At 52.2% G+C, this 17,498-nt stretch carries 15 protein-coding genes; 6 read left to right on the top strand and 9 right to left on the bottom strand.

Annotation, left to right across the window (positions count from 1 at the left end):
- Positions 1–24: 24 nt before the first annotated feature.
- The 4 genes from IGQ16_RS10980 to rseP all read right to left on the bottom strand — a co-directional run bounded on the left by IGQ16_RS10980 (position 25) and on the right by rseP (position 4,568).
- On the bottom strand, positions 25–1,341 hold the full coding sequence (locus IGQ16_RS10980) for a hypothetical protein (protein ID WP_024124688.1): 1,317 nt from the start codon (positions 1,339–1,341) through the stop codon (positions 25–27).
- A 75-nt stretch (positions 1,342–1,416) separates the two neighbouring features.
- On the bottom strand, positions 1,417–2,175 hold the full coding sequence (gloB, locus tag IGQ16_RS10985; RefSeq protein WP_024124689.1) for a hydroxyacylglutathione hydrolase: 759 nt from the start codon (positions 2,173–2,175) through the stop codon (positions 1,417–1,419).
- 600 nt (positions 2,176–2,775) lie between these two features.
- A complete protein-coding gene (nth, locus tag IGQ16_RS10990) occupies positions 2,776–3,444 on the bottom strand; it encodes an endonuclease III (protein WP_024124691.1) in 669 nt (222 codons plus the stop codon).
- A 17-nt stretch (positions 3,445–3,461) separates the two neighbouring features.
- Entirely contained in the window at positions 3,462–4,568 is a 1,107-nt protein-coding gene (rseP, locus tag IGQ16_RS10995; protein ID WP_041429078.1) for an RIP metalloprotease RseP, read from the bottom strand.
- A 235-nt stretch (positions 4,569–4,803) separates the two neighbouring features.
- Between rseP and accD the strand changes: the two genes are divergently transcribed.
- From accD to IGQ16_RS11010, 3 genes are all read left to right on the top strand, one after another.
- Positions 4,804–5,733, top strand: a complete 930-nt coding sequence (gene accD / locus IGQ16_RS11000; protein ID WP_024124693.1) for an acetyl-CoA carboxylase, carboxyltransferase subunit beta — start codon at positions 4,804–4,806, stop codon at positions 5,731–5,733.
- A gap of 114 nt (positions 5,734–5,847) precedes the next feature.
- Entirely contained in the window at positions 5,848–7,701 is a 1,854-nt protein-coding gene (locus IGQ16_RS11005; protein ID WP_024124694.1) for a serine/threonine phosphatase, read from the top strand.
- Between the two features lie 219 nt (positions 7,702–7,920).
- A complete protein-coding gene (locus IGQ16_RS11010) occupies positions 7,921–9,528 on the top strand; it encodes a CHAT domain-containing protein (protein WP_297061537.1) in 1,608 nt (535 codons plus the stop codon).
- Positions 9,529–9,535: 7 nt separating this feature from the next.
- Here the strand turns inward: IGQ16_RS11010 and hemC are convergent, their stop codons facing one another.
- Together hemC and IGQ16_RS11020 are read right to left on the bottom strand one after the other, a co-directional pair.
- Positions 9,536–10,498: a hydroxymethylbilane synthase gene (gene hemC, locus IGQ16_RS11015; protein ID WP_024124696.1), complete on the bottom strand. Its 963-nt coding sequence runs from the start codon at positions 10,496–10,498 to the stop codon at positions 9,536–9,538.
- Between the two features lie 73 nt (positions 10,499–10,571).
- Positions 10,572–11,906, bottom strand: a complete 1,335-nt coding sequence (locus IGQ16_RS11020; protein ID WP_297041728.1) for a TIGR03279 family radical SAM protein — start codon at positions 11,904–11,906, stop codon at positions 10,572–10,574.
- Positions 11,907–12,087: 181 nt separating this feature from the next.
- Here IGQ16_RS11020 and IGQ16_RS11025 point away from each other — a divergent pair, with 181 nt between their 5' ends.
- Entirely contained in the window at positions 12,088–12,315 is a 228-nt protein-coding gene (locus IGQ16_RS11025; RefSeq protein WP_024124698.1) for a hypothetical protein, read from the top strand.
- Positions 12,312–13,940 (top strand): cyclic peptide export ABC transporter, encoded by a 1,629-nt coding sequence (locus IGQ16_RS11030; protein ID WP_024124699.1) that lies wholly within the window; start codon positions 12,312–12,314, stop codon positions 13,938–13,940. Before IGQ16_RS11025 ends, IGQ16_RS11030 begins: the two co-directional genes overlap by 4 nt.
- On the opposite strand, the gene ntcA is transcribed toward IGQ16_RS11030, so the two are convergent.
- The 3 genes from ntcA to IGQ16_RS11045 form a co-directional block, all read right to left on the bottom strand.
- On the bottom strand, positions 13,937–14,602 hold the full coding sequence (gene ntcA, locus IGQ16_RS11035) for a global nitrogen regulator NtcA (RefSeq protein WP_041429578.1): 666 nt from the start codon (positions 14,600–14,602) through the stop codon (positions 13,937–13,939). The genes IGQ16_RS11030 and ntcA overlap by 4 nt on opposite strands.
- Before the next feature lie 174 nt (positions 14,603–14,776).
- Positions 14,777–15,475: a hypothetical protein gene (locus tag IGQ16_RS11040; protein ID WP_024124701.1), complete on the bottom strand. Its 699-nt coding sequence runs from the start codon at positions 15,473–15,475 to the stop codon at positions 14,777–14,779.
- On the bottom strand, positions 15,472–16,137 hold the full coding sequence (locus tag IGQ16_RS11045; RefSeq protein ID WP_297041733.1) for a hypothetical protein: 666 nt from the start codon (positions 16,135–16,137) through the stop codon (positions 15,472–15,474). Before IGQ16_RS11045 ends, IGQ16_RS11040 begins: the two co-directional genes overlap by 4 nt.
- 527 nt (positions 16,138–16,664) lie before the next feature.
- On the opposite strand from IGQ16_RS11045, the gene IGQ16_RS11050 reads away from it, so the two are divergent.
- Positions 16,665–17,498, top strand: coding sequence for an acyl-CoA desaturase (locus IGQ16_RS11050; protein ID WP_297061541.1), 834 nt, complete (start codon positions 16,665–16,667; stop codon positions 17,496–17,498).

The following is a 17,498-nucleotide window of genomic DNA, read 5'->3' on the forward strand; positions in this document are numbered from 1 at the left end:
ATGGCGGCAGTTCCCTTAAGAGGGTCACCGGCGCTGCCACTGCTGCAAGAGCCACCGCCCTAAACGAATCAGCTGTTCTTCAATCCAGAGAAACAGGCGATCGCACCACAGCAGTAGCCGTTCAAACCAGTGGAGTTCATAGCCAATGAGGGCAGCATCCACATCAAGAATCAACTGCTCTGGATTCGGATCGACACTGGTGGCCGCAGTTTCCGAGGGCGATGAAGGAGTGAATGGCGCCGCGGTGCTCCCTAAACTGAGCAGGGTGTCCACGGGAGAAAAGACTGGCAAAGGATCCGTAGCTGCCAATAGGGGTGAATTCGCGGTTGCTACGGCAGGGAGTTGGAATCCTCCTAGCCAGTAGGAGAGTTGAGTCAGCCAGTCTTGGAAGGGGAGCTTGAAGGGATGAAGATGGCGTTCAATCCAAGCTAGGGCTTGCGCCTGTTGGGCAGGGCTGAGGATGTACAGGATAGTGTTATCGGTGCCAATGAGCACCATCTGCTGTGTTTCTAAGAGAGTAGCAATCCCCTGTACCCGCACTTGGGAAAGCGTGTTCTTGCGACCAGAGGGGAGGCGCGATCGCAACCAGCGGACAGCAGCGGCCAAGGGAGATGCTGAGGGTAGGACTAAATCCTCTTCACGGTTACCTGTTAACTGAAGTTGCCCCAGAAAGGTTGCCACCAAACAGGACGGTGGGTTAGAGTCTGCTTTGAGGGATCGCTCCCACCAACGCCAGAACCAGTGATGTCGTCGCCGATACCACTGCCGAACATGCTGATAGTACACTGCCAAGGCGTAGGCAATGTGTTGCTCAATTTGCTGCTGTTCTGTGGGGGTGAAGATTTTCAAGGGGCGGGCAGCCTCATCCACAAGCAAGAGGGATTTTGCGGCGCGATCGCAGGCAAGGTAAACAGGTGGCCGCTGTGCCAAGGGTGCGGCCGCTGAGGGTAATGTCTTGGGTGGGGGTTGAAACCAGCGTTGCCAAGGAGCCATCCAGCGCTGCCACCAAGTTAAGGGGCGAGCAATGGGGGCGATCGCCACTACCCAAGATTGCTCCTCTCCTGGTGTGAGGGACAAAGCAGACATGACGGTCAACAGGGCTTCATCGGCAGGGGGTGTCGCTGTCGGTTTCGGCAGGAGGCGTTGATGCATTTGGGAAACCGTGCCCAACAGTTGGGGAACTCGCCGCTGCCAAAATTGTGCCAGAATTGAGCCAATGACCTGAAGTGTGCCACTGAGGGTGCTTTCAATCTGCCATTGTTGGCGCTGCCACCGTTGCTGCCAACGTTGCCATTGCTGTCGCCAAAAGCTAAAGAAGCGACTCTGATAGGAAACTGCCATAGCGGCTTTGTAGGTAGAGGAATATAAAGCTAGATTACTGTTCTGGTACTATAAATGCTTACTGTATGATTACTGTCAATACTGATCCCGTTTACCCCGCAATCGCGTAAAGGCCTGTAAAGGTGTGGTTGCCCCCACGGCCATCTGAATGGTCCTGACTTCGCAGCGCAAAAAGGGATTTGTCGCCTTTTCAAGGCCAATCGTACTGGGAATCGTGGCTTGCCCTTGGGCGCGATCGCGACAAACTTGGGCATAGCGCTCTTGCAGGGTAGGGTTATCCGCTTCGACGGTCAGGGCAAAGCTAAGGTTCTTTTGGGTATATTCGTGGGCGCACCAGACCCGCGTCTCCTCCGGTAGCTGCCGCAGTTGATTCAATGAGTCCAACATCTGGGCTGGGGTTCCCTCAAAAAGACGCCCACAACCGCCGCCAAAAAGCGTATCACCGCAAAATAGATCGCCCGTTGTCGGCGCATAGTAGGCAATGTGACCGCGGGTATGGCCGGGAACAAAGAGGACGTCAAAATAAGTTTGGCCAAAGGGAACGCGATCGCCCGCCTTCAGGAAGACGGTTTGCTCTGGAATGCGGCCTTGATCTTGGCGGCTGCCGTAGACTGCGATATCCGGGAAGCGCGATCGCAGGGCACGATTGGCACCCACATGATCCCAATGGTGGTGGGTATTGAAAATTGCCCTTAGTGTTGCCCCCAATTCCGCTAATTTGGCAAGGACGGGTTCTGGCTCTGCTGGATCCACCACTGCCGCTGTCCCCGTTTGCGGATCATAGAGCAAAAAAATGTAATTATCCGTAAGGGCATTGAGGCGATAAATCACCATGGCCGTTGTTCCTGCACCCAGCGTCGCCAATTCTTCTGTGCCGCTACCTCATCCATTTTGGCCTCTGCCAAGAAGCGATAAAGAGACTCTTTGGGCATCCATAGAAATAAAAAATAAAGGGGAGCGATCGATTCCATCCCGCAACTAGACGATTTGCCATCTCCCACCATTGTACCGCCATAACTCTGGTACCCCCAAGGCTGCATACAGGCGGTTCTTATCATTCAACATCAGTGTGGGTATCAGTGTGGGTCATGTCCACCGCAATGACCCAATCGGGGGGTGGAGGAATACTCAGATCAATCCTGCAGCCAACCATCCGTGGTTGAGGGTGGATCTAACAGTCATTATCTGGCTCTGCGATCGCCACAGGGTTGTTGAGCGCAGCGATCGCAGCCGCAGCCCTGTTTTCCCAACCAGAATGCGCCAAAATAGACCAATGAACTCACTGGCAAACCCATGGGTGGGGCTTCAAGGGTGCCACGCCCTGCTGCTAAGGGAGGCCCTAGAGGCTAACAGGCCGTTTGCCCGTGGTGGCGGTTAGGGTTGTCGTTGGGCCAGATCAAAAATCTGCTCTATTATCTGATTATCTAAAACTCTCTATGGCTTTGGTATCAGCTTCCTGCCCGTAGCACACAAATCAATCAGTTCACAGCTTTCGCACTGGGGTTGACGGGCTTGGCAAACTGCACGGCCATGGTAAATCAAGCGAATTGACCAGTTTTCCCAATCGGGCTGGGGGATCAGACGCATTAAGTCCCGCTCAATTTTCACAGGATCGGTTTCTTGGGTAAGCCCCAGCCGCCGGCTCAAGCGCTTGACATGGGTATCCACGGTGACTCCGCCTAAAATGCCATAACCGTGGGCAAGAACCACATTGGCCGTTTTACGAGCGACTCCCGGCAGGGAAAGCAAATCTTCCATTACCTTGGGCACTTGACCCCCATAGACCTCGACAATGCGGCGACAGGCACCTTGAATATGGCGAGCTTTGTTGCGATAGAAACCAGTGGACTTGATGTATTGTTCCAACTCTGCCAGGTCGGCTGCTGCAAAGTCTTTGGCATGGCGATAGCGGGCAAACAGTGCCGGCGTGACTTGATTCACCCGCTCATCGGTGCACTGGGCAGAGAGAATCGTGGCCACCAACAGTTGCAGCGGATTTTCAAAGTTGAGGCTACAGGTAGCATCGGGATAGAGGCGCTTAAGGCGGGTGAGAATTTCCAGTGCCCGTTGTTGCTTGGCGCAGAGGCGACGGGTAATAGCCATAGGTAAACTTAGTAAACTTAAAAGAGTTGCTGCACCCAGCCCAAGCCTGTGAGGTTTACGGTGTCCCGCACAATCAGGAACATTCCCAATCCAAGGAGTAGAACCAGCCCTGTTTGCATCACCCCCTCTTGGATGCGATTAGGTAAGGGACGACCCCGCAGCGCTTCTACTACTAGGAAGAGCAGTTGACCCCCATCTAGGGCTGGAAAGGGCAGAATGTTGATAATCGCAAGGTTAATACTGATCAAAGCGGTAAAGGTAAAGAGCTGTTCAGCGTTTGAGCGGGCAATATCTGCCCCCATTGCAACGATCGCCACCGGCCCAGAGACCTGTTGAGCCGCTTGATCAAAATGCTGGAAAAGTTCCCGAAAGCCATCTAGGGTTAGGACAATCACCCGCTGAAACTCCGCCGCCGCTGCCGTGATTAATTTAAGCGGGTTTAAGGTGTGTTCACGGTGAATGTCCGCATGGGGCGCCAGTTGAACGCCAATCCGAGCTTGACCCTCCTCACTGACCTCGGGGGTGACGGTAATCTCTTGGATGTGCCCTTGACGTTGAATCGTCAGTGTCAGGGGTTGCTGCGGATGCTGCTGAATAGCTCGCATTAGGTTTGGCAAGCTATTGGCATCGGCACCCAAGGGTTGGCCATCCACAGCTAAAACTAAGTCCCCCGGCTGAATGCCCGCTTTGGTGGCCACAAGGCTACTTTCAGGAACAAGGGCAGGAATGAGCACACCCTCGTGGTACGTGGCTTGACTAATGCCCATGACCCCCACCTGCACCAGCAGTAGCAAATAGGCAAAGACCAAATTGGCAATCACCCCGGCGCTGATGACAATGGCGCGATCCAAAATCGGACGATTGCTTAGGAGATTGGGATCGTTGGCGGGAACGCCGCTATTGGGGTCATCGTCTGGAAAACCCACGTAGCCCCCCAAAGGAATCAGGCGCAGGGCGTACTCAGTCTCTTTGCCCTGAAATTTCCAGAGGAGAGGGCCAAAACCAATGGAAAAGCGGTTGACATGAATGCCTTGGCTGCGGGCAGCGATGAAGTGCCCCCACTCATGGACAAAAATCAAGATTCCCAAGATGGCGATCGCCACCACGACTGCAACCATGGACATAGATTCAACCCAGTGCTACGCTGCGAACTGTTAACTTTCTCTTATTGTGGCACCGAACTTCCCCCTGGATCGGTGATCTCTCCCCAGACCCCTGCATATTTTCCCAAACTTGTGCGATATATTGCAAAAATGCAACAAAGTGGGATGATAAGTAATTATTCTTAGTGGATACTCCTCGGAGAGACCCATACAAACGCGCTATTTGAGACTTCGACGTTAAAGGGAATTTTCTACAATGTCTTTATTTGACTGGTTTGCAAATCGCCGTAAAGAAACCGCGTTGACACCCATGCAGCCAGAGCGAGAGATCGCCGACGGTCTCTGGACAAAGTGCGAAGCCTGTGGCGTCATGATCTACAGCAAGGATCTGCATAGCCATCAACTGGTGTGTCCAGAGTGTGGCCATCACCATCGCGTCAGCAGCAGTGAGCGTATCCAGCAACTGATTGATCCCCACACATGGCGCCCCCTAGATGAAAATTTGGTCAGTTGTGACCCCCTGCAATTTAAGGATCGCAAGCCCTATAGCGATCGCCTGCGGGAATATCAGGAGAAAACAGGGCTTAAGGATGCCGTACAAACTGGCCTGGGCCAACTCGAAGGTCTGCCGGTTGCCTTGGGGGTGATGGACTTTGCCTTCATGGGCGGTAGTATGGGCAGCGTCGTTGGTGAAAAAATCACTCGCCTAATTGAGCGAGCCACTTGGGAGCATATTCCCTTGGTGATTGTCTGTGCTTCTGGGGGGGCGCGCATGCAAGAAGGAATGCTCAGCTTGATGCAAATGGCCAAAACTGCTGCTGCCCTTGAGCGTCATCGCAGTGCTGGTTTGCTTTATATCCCCGTCTTGACCCATCCCACTGCTGGGGGCGTGACCGCTAGCTTCGCGATGTTGGGGGATATTATTATTGCCGAGCCGAAGGCAACAATTGCCTTTGCCGGACGGCGGGTCATTGAGCAAACGCTGCGGGAAAAACTCCCCGACGACTTCCAAACCGCCGAATTTGTCCAGAAATGTGGCTTTGTTGATGTGATTGTGCCGCGCACCCAACTGAAGTCAACCTTGGCCCGGTTAATCCGTTTGCATCAACCCGTGGCAAGTCGCGTGTCCTCAACCGTATTGCCAAAATCATTCCCCTTGATGGCAATGGCTGAAGAATCGTCATAAAAAACAGCAGCAAGACGCAGAAAAAGCCTGTCCTAGGGCGATGGTTATACAATAGGGGATACCCCTCGCAAGGGGTAATCGTCGCTGTGCTGTCTTTGCTGGCTCACTGCTCTAATGCCTACCGCTCAAACTGATCAAAACCTCAAACTTTGGTGGGGTGTGCTTTATCCTGCCTATCCTGATCACCCTATTTTGGCTGCCCCCAACCGCACTTCTGAGGGAACTGTGTTTGAGCAAGATACCCGTCCCCCTAGTGCTGCTGCGTTTTTTGATCCACAGCAGCGCTACCAACGCTGGGATTACCGCTACGCCTGTGATTTGCCCCAACTAGTGCAAGATCTACGGCCTGAGGAACCAACGCTCTTAGAAACCCTCCGCGAAACGGCTCAGGACTGGGCACAGGGGCTAAATATTCTGGACCCTGGTGTGGTCATTCCCCATTTGCAAGCTCAATACCCTGACCTCAGTGCGGTGGCGATCGCCTACCTTGCCCTACACCTTGTCTATCCCGAAACCATTCCAGCCATTCACGATGCGTGGCTAGATACCGTTTCCCCAAGCAACTTACCGGTCAACTACTGCCATGGCCTTATTCTCGACTACAATCACACTGCGCGCCCTCTGCAAGATGTTTGGCAAGACGACAACATTGCCGATGAGCAGATTTTCCAGTACCTAGAGGACATGGTTGACCTCTGGAAAACTTTAGAACCGTGGCATTGCCATTATTCCTTGCTGACAGTCAGAAACTTAGCCGTCAACCCAGACGATCAATTGTGGCTGCATCAACTGGACTTCACTTTGCCCTTAGGGGAAACTTTTGAGCGACCCACGCCGCCCCCTAGCCTCGTTAGCATCTGGCAAGAGTTATTTGCCCATGCCTCTAGTCGCCGCCAAGCCCTTTTCATGCCCCTGTTGGTCTCTTTGAGTACGGCTCCGCTGGAGAAAATCTCAGAAATTCAGATGTTGCTTGACTCCCTTGCCTCCACCTTGCGCAGTGAACCCGTGTCTGAGGCGGAGACAGGCGAAAGTACGGTCGATCTAATAGAGAAACTGCCAGACATCACCCTCTCACCAGAATCAGCAGAAGAGGATCACACCGCTATTGAGGATGCACCAACTGCCCTCCTACCACGACAACTGGTTCAAGTGGACGTTGCTGCCCACACTGATCCTGGGCGCGATCGCCACCACAACGAGGATTTCTATCTCATCAATCATCGGCAGCAGATGCGCATAACCCCCAACGGTCAACAACTAGAGGTTCAAGGGGTTTATGTTCTCTGTGATGGCATGGGCGGTCACGCCGAAGGAGAAGTCGCTAGCTCCTTAGCCACTAAAACCGTTCATGAATACTTCGAGCAGACTTGGCCGTGGCAGGGAGAACTTCCGAGTGCCGACGAGGTACGCAACGCCATTTACCGTGCCAACGAGGTCATTTTTGCCACCAATGATCAAAAAGCAAAAACGGGCAGTGGTCGCATGGGTACAACACTTGTCATGGCCCTGCTTCATAATTACCATCTCCGCCTTGGTCATGTCGGCGACAGTCGTATCTACCGCTTCACCAAACGCCAAGGACTGCAACAACTAACCACAGATCATGAAGTCGGTCAACGTCTGATTCAACAGGGAGTTGAGCCCGAAATTGCCTATGGCCGGCCCGACGCCTATCAACTCACCCAAGCCCTAGGGCCACGCAATAATGAAGCTATTACTCCTGAGATCATAGACTTAGAGATCTTGGAAGACACCCTAATTCTGCTTTGTTCGGATGGCCTCTCGGATAATCGCTGCCTTGAAACTCACATTATCAGTCATTTGCTACCTATGCTGGACTTCAGTCTGCCGCTCCAGCAGTCCCTTCATCAACTCATCAATCTGGGGAATCAAGTGAATGGTCATGATAACCTGAGCGCGATCGCTATCCGCTTCAAATTGCGCTCCGTTCTCAGCACTCTATTTTAGACTTCTTCTTTAGACTTCTTCCGCAGGGCAGACCTTACTCGGTGATACAGTCGCCCATCAATACCCCAGGCTTGTAGTGCCAAGCAGCCTCACAGGCCAACTACCTATCAAGTCACCCCACATCGTATCCAAAACCAATTTGGGCAGCTTAGTTTTCACCATCTCTTTTGTAACATTGTATCCAGTATAAATATTAGTTTTTTCTAGGAGAAATGCTCTATGGCCTTCCGGGTCTTGGTACGGGTATGGTTCCTTACCTTTATCGGTCTTGTGGGCGTGGTTGCCGCTATTACTGCCGCTCAAAACAACAGCAGTGCTACAGCCCTCCTCAAAAAGATGGAAACACCGGAGGGTTACTGTGACAATCATGAAGGTCAAGGCGCGATTTTCTGTCGCCACAGCGGAGACCGAATCTACGCACAAATTCTTATTACTCCTGGCCCTTATCCTGGACCTTCTTCTCCTGGATCATCTCCTGAACCTTCTTCTAGTGATGCCGGAAAGAGTTTATTGAATCCCATTAGCCCGGTACCACCTCCTTTAGTGCAACCGCCAGTCGGTGCACCACCGGTTTTGTTTCTGCCCACGATTACCTCTTCACTGGCAAATAATAATTTCAGTCAGGTCATCAGTCTTCTAGAGCAGAAAAATACTCAAAGCTTTTTGGCTTACTTTGGGCGTCCTTTAGATGTTCCTGAGTTATTCAGCAAGAAAATTCAAGCAATTCTACAAGAGCAGGCCCTGCAAACGGGGAAAAAACCAGCTGTCATCTATGTCCTCAGCCGTCCGAATCAGACAGATTTACTGGCCATTACACCACAAGGAGATCCCCTTTACCGAGCAGTGGGGGGTGTGGGCCAAGATCGCCTCCTCAAAACAGCGGAAACCTTTACTAATTTGGTGCGGGATCCCCGCTTAGTCAATACCCGCGCCTATTTGCCTGCAGCTCAGCAGTTGTACCAGTGGCTCATTGCCCCCCTGCGGGCAGGCCTGGAAGCCCAACAGATTGATACTTTGGTGTTCATTCCTGACAACGGTTTGCGAGGGATACCGCTGGCGGCACTCCATGACGGCCAAAACTTTTTGGTAGAGCGCTTTAGCGTCGGCTTGGTTCCCAGTATGAGCCTCACGGACACCCGCTATGTGAATATCAAAGAAGCCCGCATCTTGGCTATGGGAGCGTCTGACTTCCCCGACCAATCCCCCTTACCGGCAGTGCCTGTAGAATTACAGCAAGTGGCTCAGGATCTAGGGGGGGGAGCAGTCTTCCTGAATGAGGCCTTTACCCTTGCCAATTTTAAGAAACAGCACCGTCAGGGCACCTATGGCGTGATTCACTTAGCAACCCATGGCGAATTTCGACCAGGAGCTCCCCAAAACTCCTACATTGCGTTTCGGGACAGTCGGCTCAATTTAATTCAGTTGCGAAACCTACGCCTCTATCGTCCGCCAATAGAGCTGCTCACTCTCAGTGCCTGTCGCACAGCAGTGGGTGATTTGGATGCCGAATTGGGGTTTGCAGGTTTGGCGGTGCAAGCGGGCGTGAAGTCGGCGGTGGCCAGCCTGTGGTATGTGAGTGATGAGGGCACATTGGCTTTGATGACCCGTTTCTATAAGCATTTAAATACGGCACCAATAAAAGCAGAGGCTCTGCGCCAAGCCCAACTGGAGATGTTGCGAGGCGAGGTAACCGTCAAGGGCAACCAACTGCAGACACCCCAGGGAGAGATTCCACTGCCGCCAGAGGTTGCCCAGGGGCGGGGCGATCGCCCCCTGAGTCATCCCTATTACTGGGCAGCTTTTACCATGATTGGCAATCCCTGGTAAGAGCACCCTAGCGTTCAGGGCGGGCTGTAGCGAAAATTTCTTCTAAAATCTCGGACGCACCCTGTTCACGAAGTTTTAAGGCCAAGCGGGTGCCCAGTTCTTCTGCCGTGGCCACATCTGCTGTGAGACTGTCTTTGACAAGGCGTTGGCCATCTAGACTTGCCACTAGGCCTGTTAAGGTCAGTTGACCATTTTCAATCACTGTGTGAACGCCAATGGGAACTTGGCAGCCCCCCTCTAATTGCCGCAGGAAGGCTCGCTCCGCTAGGCAACGGGCTGCTGTCTCCGGATGTTCAAGGGTTTTCACCAAAGCCAAAATGTCGGCATCCGCGGCGCGGCATTCAATACCCAAAGCGCCCTGACCGACAGCATAGAGGGATACCGTTGCTGGCAAAACTTGGCTGATGCGATCGCCAAACCCCAAACGCCGCAGACCAGCTACCGCCAAAATCAGGGCATCGTATTCCCCAGCATCCAATTTGGCGAGGCGGGTATTTAGGTTGCCCCGTACATCCTTGAAGGTGAGATGGGGATAGTAGTGGCGCAGTTGGGCCAAGCGTCGCAATGACGAGGTACCAATGACTGTACCTTCGGGGAGAGTATCAATGGTGTGTCCTGTCCATTTCGCACCTAAAACGAGGGCATCCGCGGGGTCTTCCCGTTCGGTAATCGCGCCCAAAACCAAGCCGTCAGGCAACTTAGTGGGTAAATCCTTCAGGGAATGGACAGCCAAATCAGTTTCGCCCCGCAGCATTGAGAGTTCTAGCTCTTTGGTAAACAGCCCCTTATCGCCAATTTTGGCAAGGGCAACATCCAGGATATTGTCCCCTTGGGTCGTCATTGTCACCACCTCAAAGGGGCGATCGCGATGGTGGGTTTGCAGTTGCGCCTGTACCCATTCCGTTTGCACAAGAGCGAGTTGACTTTTGCGGGAACCAATGCGAACCGGACGGGATGAGGTGGCAATCATAGCGTTGAGCGTGCAGCGGACAGCATCCAGCCATTATAAGTCGCGTGGATCCCAAGGGGCAAGATCAGTGATTTTAGGGATGGGTACAAGCGGCAATAATTCCTGCTGCCCCGCCAGAGACCACTTGAATGGGTACCCCTAGAGCCTCCTCCACAGTGGCTAAAGGCACATCATCGAGAAAAACGGGGGCATCGTGCTTGAGCATGAGACTGGGCAGGAGGAGGCGATCGCCCAGGGGTTTGCCCTTCAGGTGATAAATCAAATCATGGCCGGTCAGTAGCCCTGTCACTGACATCCGCTGTCCCCAATAGTCACTGGCCAAGGCATAAAGATCAAGGCGCAAGTTCTCAATCTGATTGAGGCGTGCCACCAACGGTTCAAAAGCCTGTTCCACCGTATTGCCGACCACCCAACTGAGATGCCGCGACCGTGGTAGGCGTTGAGGGAGCTGTTGGGCGTGAAGGTCAAACTCTTCTAGGAACAGGCGAATGGTGCCCACTCCATTACTGAGTTGTGGATAGTCCTGATAGTGGGCTGCTGGCGGTAACGGCCACCCAGCAATCAAGAACCATTCATCCGCCAGCCAAGCAAAGGGGGTTTGCCACTGCCGTTCAAATTGCTGCTGCAAAGCCTGTACCCGTTGAATCACTGCTTGGGCATGGTCGGAGGTGACGGGGGTGAGTTCATCCTCAGCAGGGCGAAAGCGGGTCAGCCCTACGGGCACTACAGCCACTGAGAGGACTGTTGGCCAATCAGGATCATAGAACTGGGCTAAATCTCGCAGTGTTTGCTCTAGGCACTCACCATCATTAATACCTGGACAAACAACAACTTGAGCATGGAGTTGTAGCCGCTGTTCCTGAAACCAGCGAATCTGTTGCAGAATCTCTCCAGCGCGGGGATTTTTCAGTAGGCGTTGGCGGACACTGGGCACTGTAGCATGAACAGAAATGTAAAGGGGGGAAAGGCGCAAGCGGGCAATGCGCTGCCACTCTGAGGGGAGGAGGTTTGTGAGGGTAATATAACTACCATAGAGAAAACTTAGGCGGTAGTCGTCGTCCTTAATATAGAGGCTTTCCCGTTTGCCGGGCGGTTGTTGATCAATAAAACAAAAGGGGCAGCGATTGTTGCACTGCATTAGACCATCAAAGAGGGCAGTGGTAAATTCTAGGCCTAAATCTTCGTCAATATCTTTTTCGATTTCGAGAATGTAGGTTTGGCCGTCTTTGCCCAGCACTTCAAGAGTGAGGTATTCATCGGCACAGAGAAAGCGGTAGTCAATTAGATCGCGGGGGCGATCGCCATTAATGGCCACCAAAGCATCACCGGGTTCAAATCCCAACTCCGCGGCAATGGAGCCAGGCTTCACAGCAGCTACAAGAGCCGGTCGAAGGGCGCGATCGCTCATCGTTCAGAGGTGTTCACAGGTCTTCAAAGGTCGGGCAAAATTCTCTGTTACAGGTGGAGTCACCTCCCATCTTTTAATGTACCCTAGGTCGCTTCGCCCCTCGGGATTCTCAAAGCAGCGCTAGGATTGATATAGTGGTGTTCGATGTTCTAAATATTTCTCAATATTGACGAGGAAAATAATGGGGTCATTGGCAATTGGCTTTACCGTCGGTGCAGGTAACTTCCTCCCCTTTTATGGGGTGTTGCTGCTGGGTTTAATTGCTGCCGTGAGCATTGGCCTCATTGCATGGTACAACTCAAAGCGTCCCCCGGGTTGGGAAAATGCCGATCGCCCCAGTTTTATTCCTAACTTGAATCTCGAAGAGCCTGCACCCACCCTTAACCCTGATGAGACCACAGATTCGTGAAGCTATTTCGGATTCTCCTGGAAGCCGCCTGGCCGACGATTGTGGCAGCAGCGATCGCCGGACTTCTCAACGGTGGCAGCACGGCTGCGCTCATTGCCCTCATTAATGCCGCTTTGCAGAAAACCCCTGCCCTCCAACGTCTCTTGCCTGGGGGCTTTATTCTCCTCGGCACACTACTGCTGTTGACCCACTTTACCTCCCAAGTACTGCTGGTGCGGGCTGCCCAACAGGCAGTTTATGAAATGCGCCTCCTCCTCAGTCGGCAGATTCTCGCTTCACCCCTACGCCAGTTAGAAGCCATTGGTAATCCCCAGCTGCTTGCAACGCTGACAGAGGACGTGGATGCTGTCTCCCGTTCCTTTTCCGTGTTGCCCAATCTTTTTAATGCCATTGCCATTGTGATTGGCTGTCTTATTTACATGGGTTGGTTGTCGCCGCCCCTCTTTTTTGCCCTTGTCGCCTTAATTGCCATTGGTACTGGCAGCTACTTATTTCTAGCGGGCAGAGCACAAAAATTCCTAGAGCGAGCACGGCAGCAACAGGATCACCTTTTTCACCACTTTCGGACACTCACGGAGGGCAACAAAGAACTCAAGCTGAATCGACAACGGCGACTCGCCTTCTTCTATGGGGAATTGACACCCACAGCTCAAAAAACACGGCAGCAAAATGAACTAGGGTACATGGTGTTTGCCATTGCTGCCAGTTGGGGGCAGCTGCTGTTGTTTGTGACAATTGGCTTCTTTCTCTTTACACTGCCCCATTTGCTGGGAGCCACACCCACGGTTCTCTCAGGCTATGTTCTCACAATTATCTACCTCATGCTGCCGATGCAACAGGTGATTGATGCCATTCCAGTGTTTAGTCGTGCCAGGGTTGCCCTCAAGAAAGTGGAATCCCTGCAACTCAGCCTTGGGGATCTGCGCCAAGATATTAATAATAGGGGTGAGCTTCCTCCCTTTGGTTGGAAAACCCTCTCTCTCCTGCAGATTTGCCATCAGTACCGCGGTAGCCACAAGGATGAACCCGCAGCCTTTACCCTTGGCCCCTTAAGTTTGACCATTGAGGCCGGGGAACTGGTCTTTATTGTCGGTGGTAATGGCAGCGGCAAATCCACCCTCGCCAAAATTATTACCGGACTCTACATGCCCGATCAAGGGGAAATTTGGGTGGATGATCACTGTTTGCAGCCTGAGGACTACGAATGGTATCGGCAACACTTTGCTGCTGTCTTTAGTGATTTTTACCTCTTTGACTCGCTGTTGGGAATTGAATCTCCAGAACGCCTAGCCGTCATCCCACATTACCTTGAAAAACTGCGCCTCAGTCACAAAGTTCGCCTAGAAGGTAACCGCTTTTCAACGACTTCTCTCTCGCAAGGGGAGCGCAAGCGTTTGGCGTTGTTGATGGCCTATCTCGACGATCGCCCGGCCTACCTCTTTGATGAATGGGCAGCGGATCAAGACCCGGTGTTTCGGGATATTTTCTACCGCCAGCTGCTCCCAGAACTAAAAGCCCAGGGCAAAACAGTCTTTGTGATTAGCCATGACGATCGCTATTTCGATATCGCCGATCGCCTGATTAAACTGGACTATGGCCAACTGGTGGTGGCCTCTCACCCCTAGGTAAACTGCTGGCTCAGCATCAGCGGATTATGCACCGTGATTTTCTTTTTGTGAATTGAGATCATGTTTTGATCTCGCAGTTCCCCGAGCAGACGGGTTACCGTTACCCGCGTCGAACCAATGGCCTCGGCGATCGCCTGATGGGAAAGCTTTAAATCCACCATTACCCCAGCACTGGTGGGTACGCCAAAGTCACGGCAAAGAATCAGCAAAAAGCTCACCAAGCGCGATCCCATATCGCGGTGGGCAAGGGTTTCAATCATCATCTCCGTTTGCAAAATCCGCGATGACAGCCCCTGAATCATAAACATGGGTAGTTCTGGATCCTGCTTCATGGCTTTTTCCACCTGCTCGATGGGAACGGCCAATAGCTCCACATTCGTAAATGCCACCGCATGGTAAAAGCGATCGGAGCGGGTGCCTGTAATGAGGGACAAGACTCCAAATACCGTATTTTCCCGCAGCAGTGCCACTGTGATTTCTTCGCCCCCTTCATACACCCGTGAGAGCTTGACCGCCCCCTTCAGTAGAAAATAGACTTTTTCAGCTGGATCCCCCGGAAAGAAAATGGTTTTTCCGCGTTCGTAGGTTTCAGTTGTGGAGGGAAACAGGCCACTGGCCATGTGGCGAAAGACTGGTGCTAAGGGTTCGTCTTTGTTCATGAGTCGTGTGTCAATCCAAGGTGGTTGAATGGGTGGTGTAGCGATCGCATAGGGTGCTGTCGGCATTGATATTCCCCCAACAATGCAACTCTCTCAACACCAGCCAATCTCGCTCTGGGTGTAGAGTTCAGCATTGACAGATCAGTAAAACCAATTCAGGGGCATTTTTTTGTATCATGCCACACTTTTTTTCGAGAGAATTAAGGGCGGACGCAAAAGGAAGTAACCCAATACTCCTACAAAGGGGACAAGGCTCCACCACCGCCACGGTGAGTTTTCTAGGCCTCGCCGTTGCCAGTCATCCACCAGCAGCACGGGCAAGAGTAACGACAGTAGGCAAAAGTCAAGGGTCATCACATGAATAAAGCGGCTGCTGTGCCACTGCTGCCAAAAGTCTCGCCAGTCGCCGGCAAGTAAGCCATAGCTCAGAAAGATGACCGCCACTAGAAAAATCCCAATTCCAGTGATCCGCGATTCCCAAAGACGTACACCCCTATTGAGTTCTCCTGTGAAGAGGGGTGCAGGCTGTCGCAGGATCAAATAGGGCAACAGGGCAAAGGCACCCACGGCAAAACTGAAAGCAGCAAATGGCCACGCGGGAAATCGCTGCCCTTGACCATCCACGACGAGTAATGCGGTATAAATCAGTGGCCACACACCCATCAAATTAAAGAGACTGACAATGAGGGGGTTAATGCCCTGCCAGTCTCCAGTAGCTAGCCGTTGAATGAGTGTCAGCGTTTGCGGTTGATCGGGGGGCGCAAAACCAAAACTATAGACAATCAGCCCCACCCAGAGAACGGCCAAGAAAAGCCGTAGGACTCGGTATGAGTTGGCAAGGGGGCTGTGAATGGCTGTTTCTTCGATGGTCATTGAGGGCTAGCAGCTAGGCTAGTTTGCGTCACTCCTGCTTTTTGCAGTTGCTTGGTAAATTGGGGAAGGACTCGCTGACACTGCCGAACAAAAGCAGCCAACCAATTGTCTAAATGCTCAATTTGTTCTCTATCGAGGTAAATATCACGGCTGGATTGGTACGACCGATAAACGACCCGGCCCTCATTGGTCACCGTAAAGTCAGCAAACCAACTGCTGTAGGGACGAGTGCCTCGCCAATAGTTGGCCACAATCATCTTGCCAAGGTATTTCTGGGCAATATCGCCAATTTTGTTAAAGTGTTCGAGAACTTCCGCTAGGGTGAGGACTTTAGCTGCTGGCTCTTCCACGCTGCCAGGCTGAGGTAGGGTAATATCGCTGAGGTCTTCTTGAGGTTGCCTCGCCAGACCCATCAAAGCAAAGAGCTTCTGCTCCAGATTGGCGAGGTAGCTATTGTAGGTTTGGCCACTGCGGCTGAGGGTTTGGTGCATCCGCACAATCAGATCAATTTCCGCCAACTTAGTTGCGGCTAAGGATTCTAAGCGCGATAACTCCTCGGTAAAGGCCTCGCTGTCGCTCCCACTCACCTTTAGGCCAAGGGATTCAGCACGCTCTGCAAGCAGACGGCGAATGTAGTAGCGGGTCATGGGTGTGAGCGGCATACTCCTAAACCTCAAATGCAGTGAAAGCAGAAACAGGGAGAGTGTAAACTTTTGTAAATTAATCTAGCACGTTGCTTCCTGGTGTTGCAGAGTAGGAATTTTGTTATATGAGTAAATTACCGGAGTAGTAAGAATTTACTCCAGGCAAACTGCTGTTCATTCCTCTCACCTATTCACTAATGTAGATGATAGGAGCTGCTTCCTTCTCAGTGGTTTCACGGAAATTTATAGCATATTGACAAATTTTAATAAAACCAAAATCGGCTAGGATTAGCAGGTCTTGACACCGGTGAGCCCCCTAGTGAGCTGCACCTCCAGTTGTTCAACCGATTTTTCACTTGACGTGCTCTGCAATCTCCATCATGATGGAAGGAGTGGTTGGCTGTTTTGCTTGTTCAATATAGGCTATTGACAAAGCACTTTTCTTGAGGTCTAATTCAGAAAGCATTCACAGCTACCTCTGCCCTAGTGGAGTAGCCTGCATGGCTTAACTCAATCTAGGGCGTGTCAATGTGTTCGAGAGTTTTATGACATCTGTTTCTTTGTTGCCTTCGCGCCCCCTGCGTCCCAATTGGGGGGTGATTTTTTTTATGGGTATTGTCCATTTGGGAGCGTTGCTGGCCTTGGTGCCTGGGACGTTTTCATGGTCGGCAGTGCTCCTCTGTTTTGTCCTCTACTGGATCTCTGGTGGTTTGGGGATTACTTTGGGATGGCATCGTCTTGTCACTCATCGTAGTTTCCAATGTCCGAAATGGCTGGAATACTTTTTTGTTTTTTGCGGTACTTTGGCCTGTGAGGGTGGCATCACTGAATGGGTCGGCCTCCACCGCAATCATCACCTCCACTCCGATCAAGAACTGGATCAGCACAATTCCCAAAAGGGCTTTTGGTGGTCCCACATGGGTTGGATGCTCCAAGAAGTGCCCGCTAAGGCAGCGGTGGAACGCCTTACCAAGGACATTAACACTGACCCTGTCTATCGCTTTTTGAATCGGTATTTTCTCCTTATTCAAGTGGCTTTAGGGGTGTTGTTATATCTCTGGGGTGGACTGCCCTTTGTGGTCTGGGGTATCTTTGTCCGCCTGGTGCTGGTGTATCACCTAACTTGGTTTGTCAATAGTGCGACCCACAGGTTTGGCTACCGCACCTTTGAATCGGGCGATCGCTCCACAAATTGTTGGTGGGTTGCCCTCTTGACGTTTGGTGAAGGCTGGCACAACAACCACCACGCCTATCCCCATTCGGCACGCCACGGTCTGCAATGGTGGGAATTTGATATCACGTGGATCACAATTCGAGCACTGCAAGTGATGGGTCTGGCCCAAAAGGTGCGGCTTGTGGAAGCCCCCAGGAATCAGTAA

The organism is Thermosynechococcus sp. M3746_W2019_013, assembly GCF_015296045.1.
Lineage (GTDB): Bacteria > Cyanobacteriota > Cyanobacteriia > Thermosynechococcales > Thermosynechococcaceae > Thermosynechococcus.

Coding starts and splice junctions, on each gene's coding strand:
- IGQ16_RS10980 (WP_024124688.1), bottom strand. CDS start 1,341: ATGGCAGTTTCCTATCAGAGTCGCTTCTTTAGCTTTTGGCGACAGCAA.
- gloB (WP_024124689.1), bottom strand. CDS start 2,175: ATGGTGATTTATCGCCTCAATGCCCTTACGGATAATTACATTTTTTTG.
- nth (WP_024124691.1), bottom strand. CDS start 3,444: ATGGCTATTACCCGTCGCCTCTGCGCCAAGCAACAACGGGCACTGGAA.
- rseP (WP_041429078.1), bottom strand. CDS start 4,568: ATGTCCATGGTTGCAGTCGTGGTGGCGATCGCCATCTTGGGAATCTTG.
- accD (WP_024124693.1), top strand. CDS start 4,804: ATGTCTTTATTTGACTGGTTTGCAAATCGCCGTAAAGAAACCGCGTTG.
- IGQ16_RS11005 (WP_024124694.1), top strand. CDS start 5,848: ATGCCTACCGCTCAAACTGATCAAAACCTCAAACTTTGGTGGGGTGTG.
- IGQ16_RS11010 (WP_297061537.1), top strand. CDS start 7,921: ATGGCCTTCCGGGTCTTGGTACGGGTATGGTTCCTTACCTTTATCGGT.
- hemC (WP_024124696.1), bottom strand. CDS start 10,498: ATGATTGCCACCTCATCCCGTCCGGTTCGCATTGGTTCCCGCAAAAGT.
- IGQ16_RS11020 (WP_297041728.1), bottom strand. CDS start 11,906: ATGAGCGATCGCGCCCTTCGACCGGCTCTTGTAGCTGCTGTGAAGCCT.
- IGQ16_RS11025 (WP_024124698.1), top strand. CDS start 12,088: ATGGGGTCATTGGCAATTGGCTTTACCGTCGGTGCAGGTAACTTCCTC.
- ntcA (WP_041429578.1), bottom strand. CDS start 14,602: ATGAACAAAGACGAACCCTTAGCACCAGTCTTTCGCCACATGGCCAGT.
- IGQ16_RS11040 (WP_024124701.1), bottom strand. CDS start 15,475: ATGACCATCGAAGAAACAGCCATTCACAGCCCCCTTGCCAACTCATAC.
- IGQ16_RS11045 (WP_297041733.1), bottom strand. CDS start 16,137: ATGCCGCTCACACCCATGACCCGCTACTACATTCGCCGTCTGCTTGCA.
- IGQ16_RS11050 (WP_297061541.1), top strand. CDS start 16,665: ATGACATCTGTTTCTTTGTTGCCTTCGCGCCCCCTGCGTCCCAATTGG.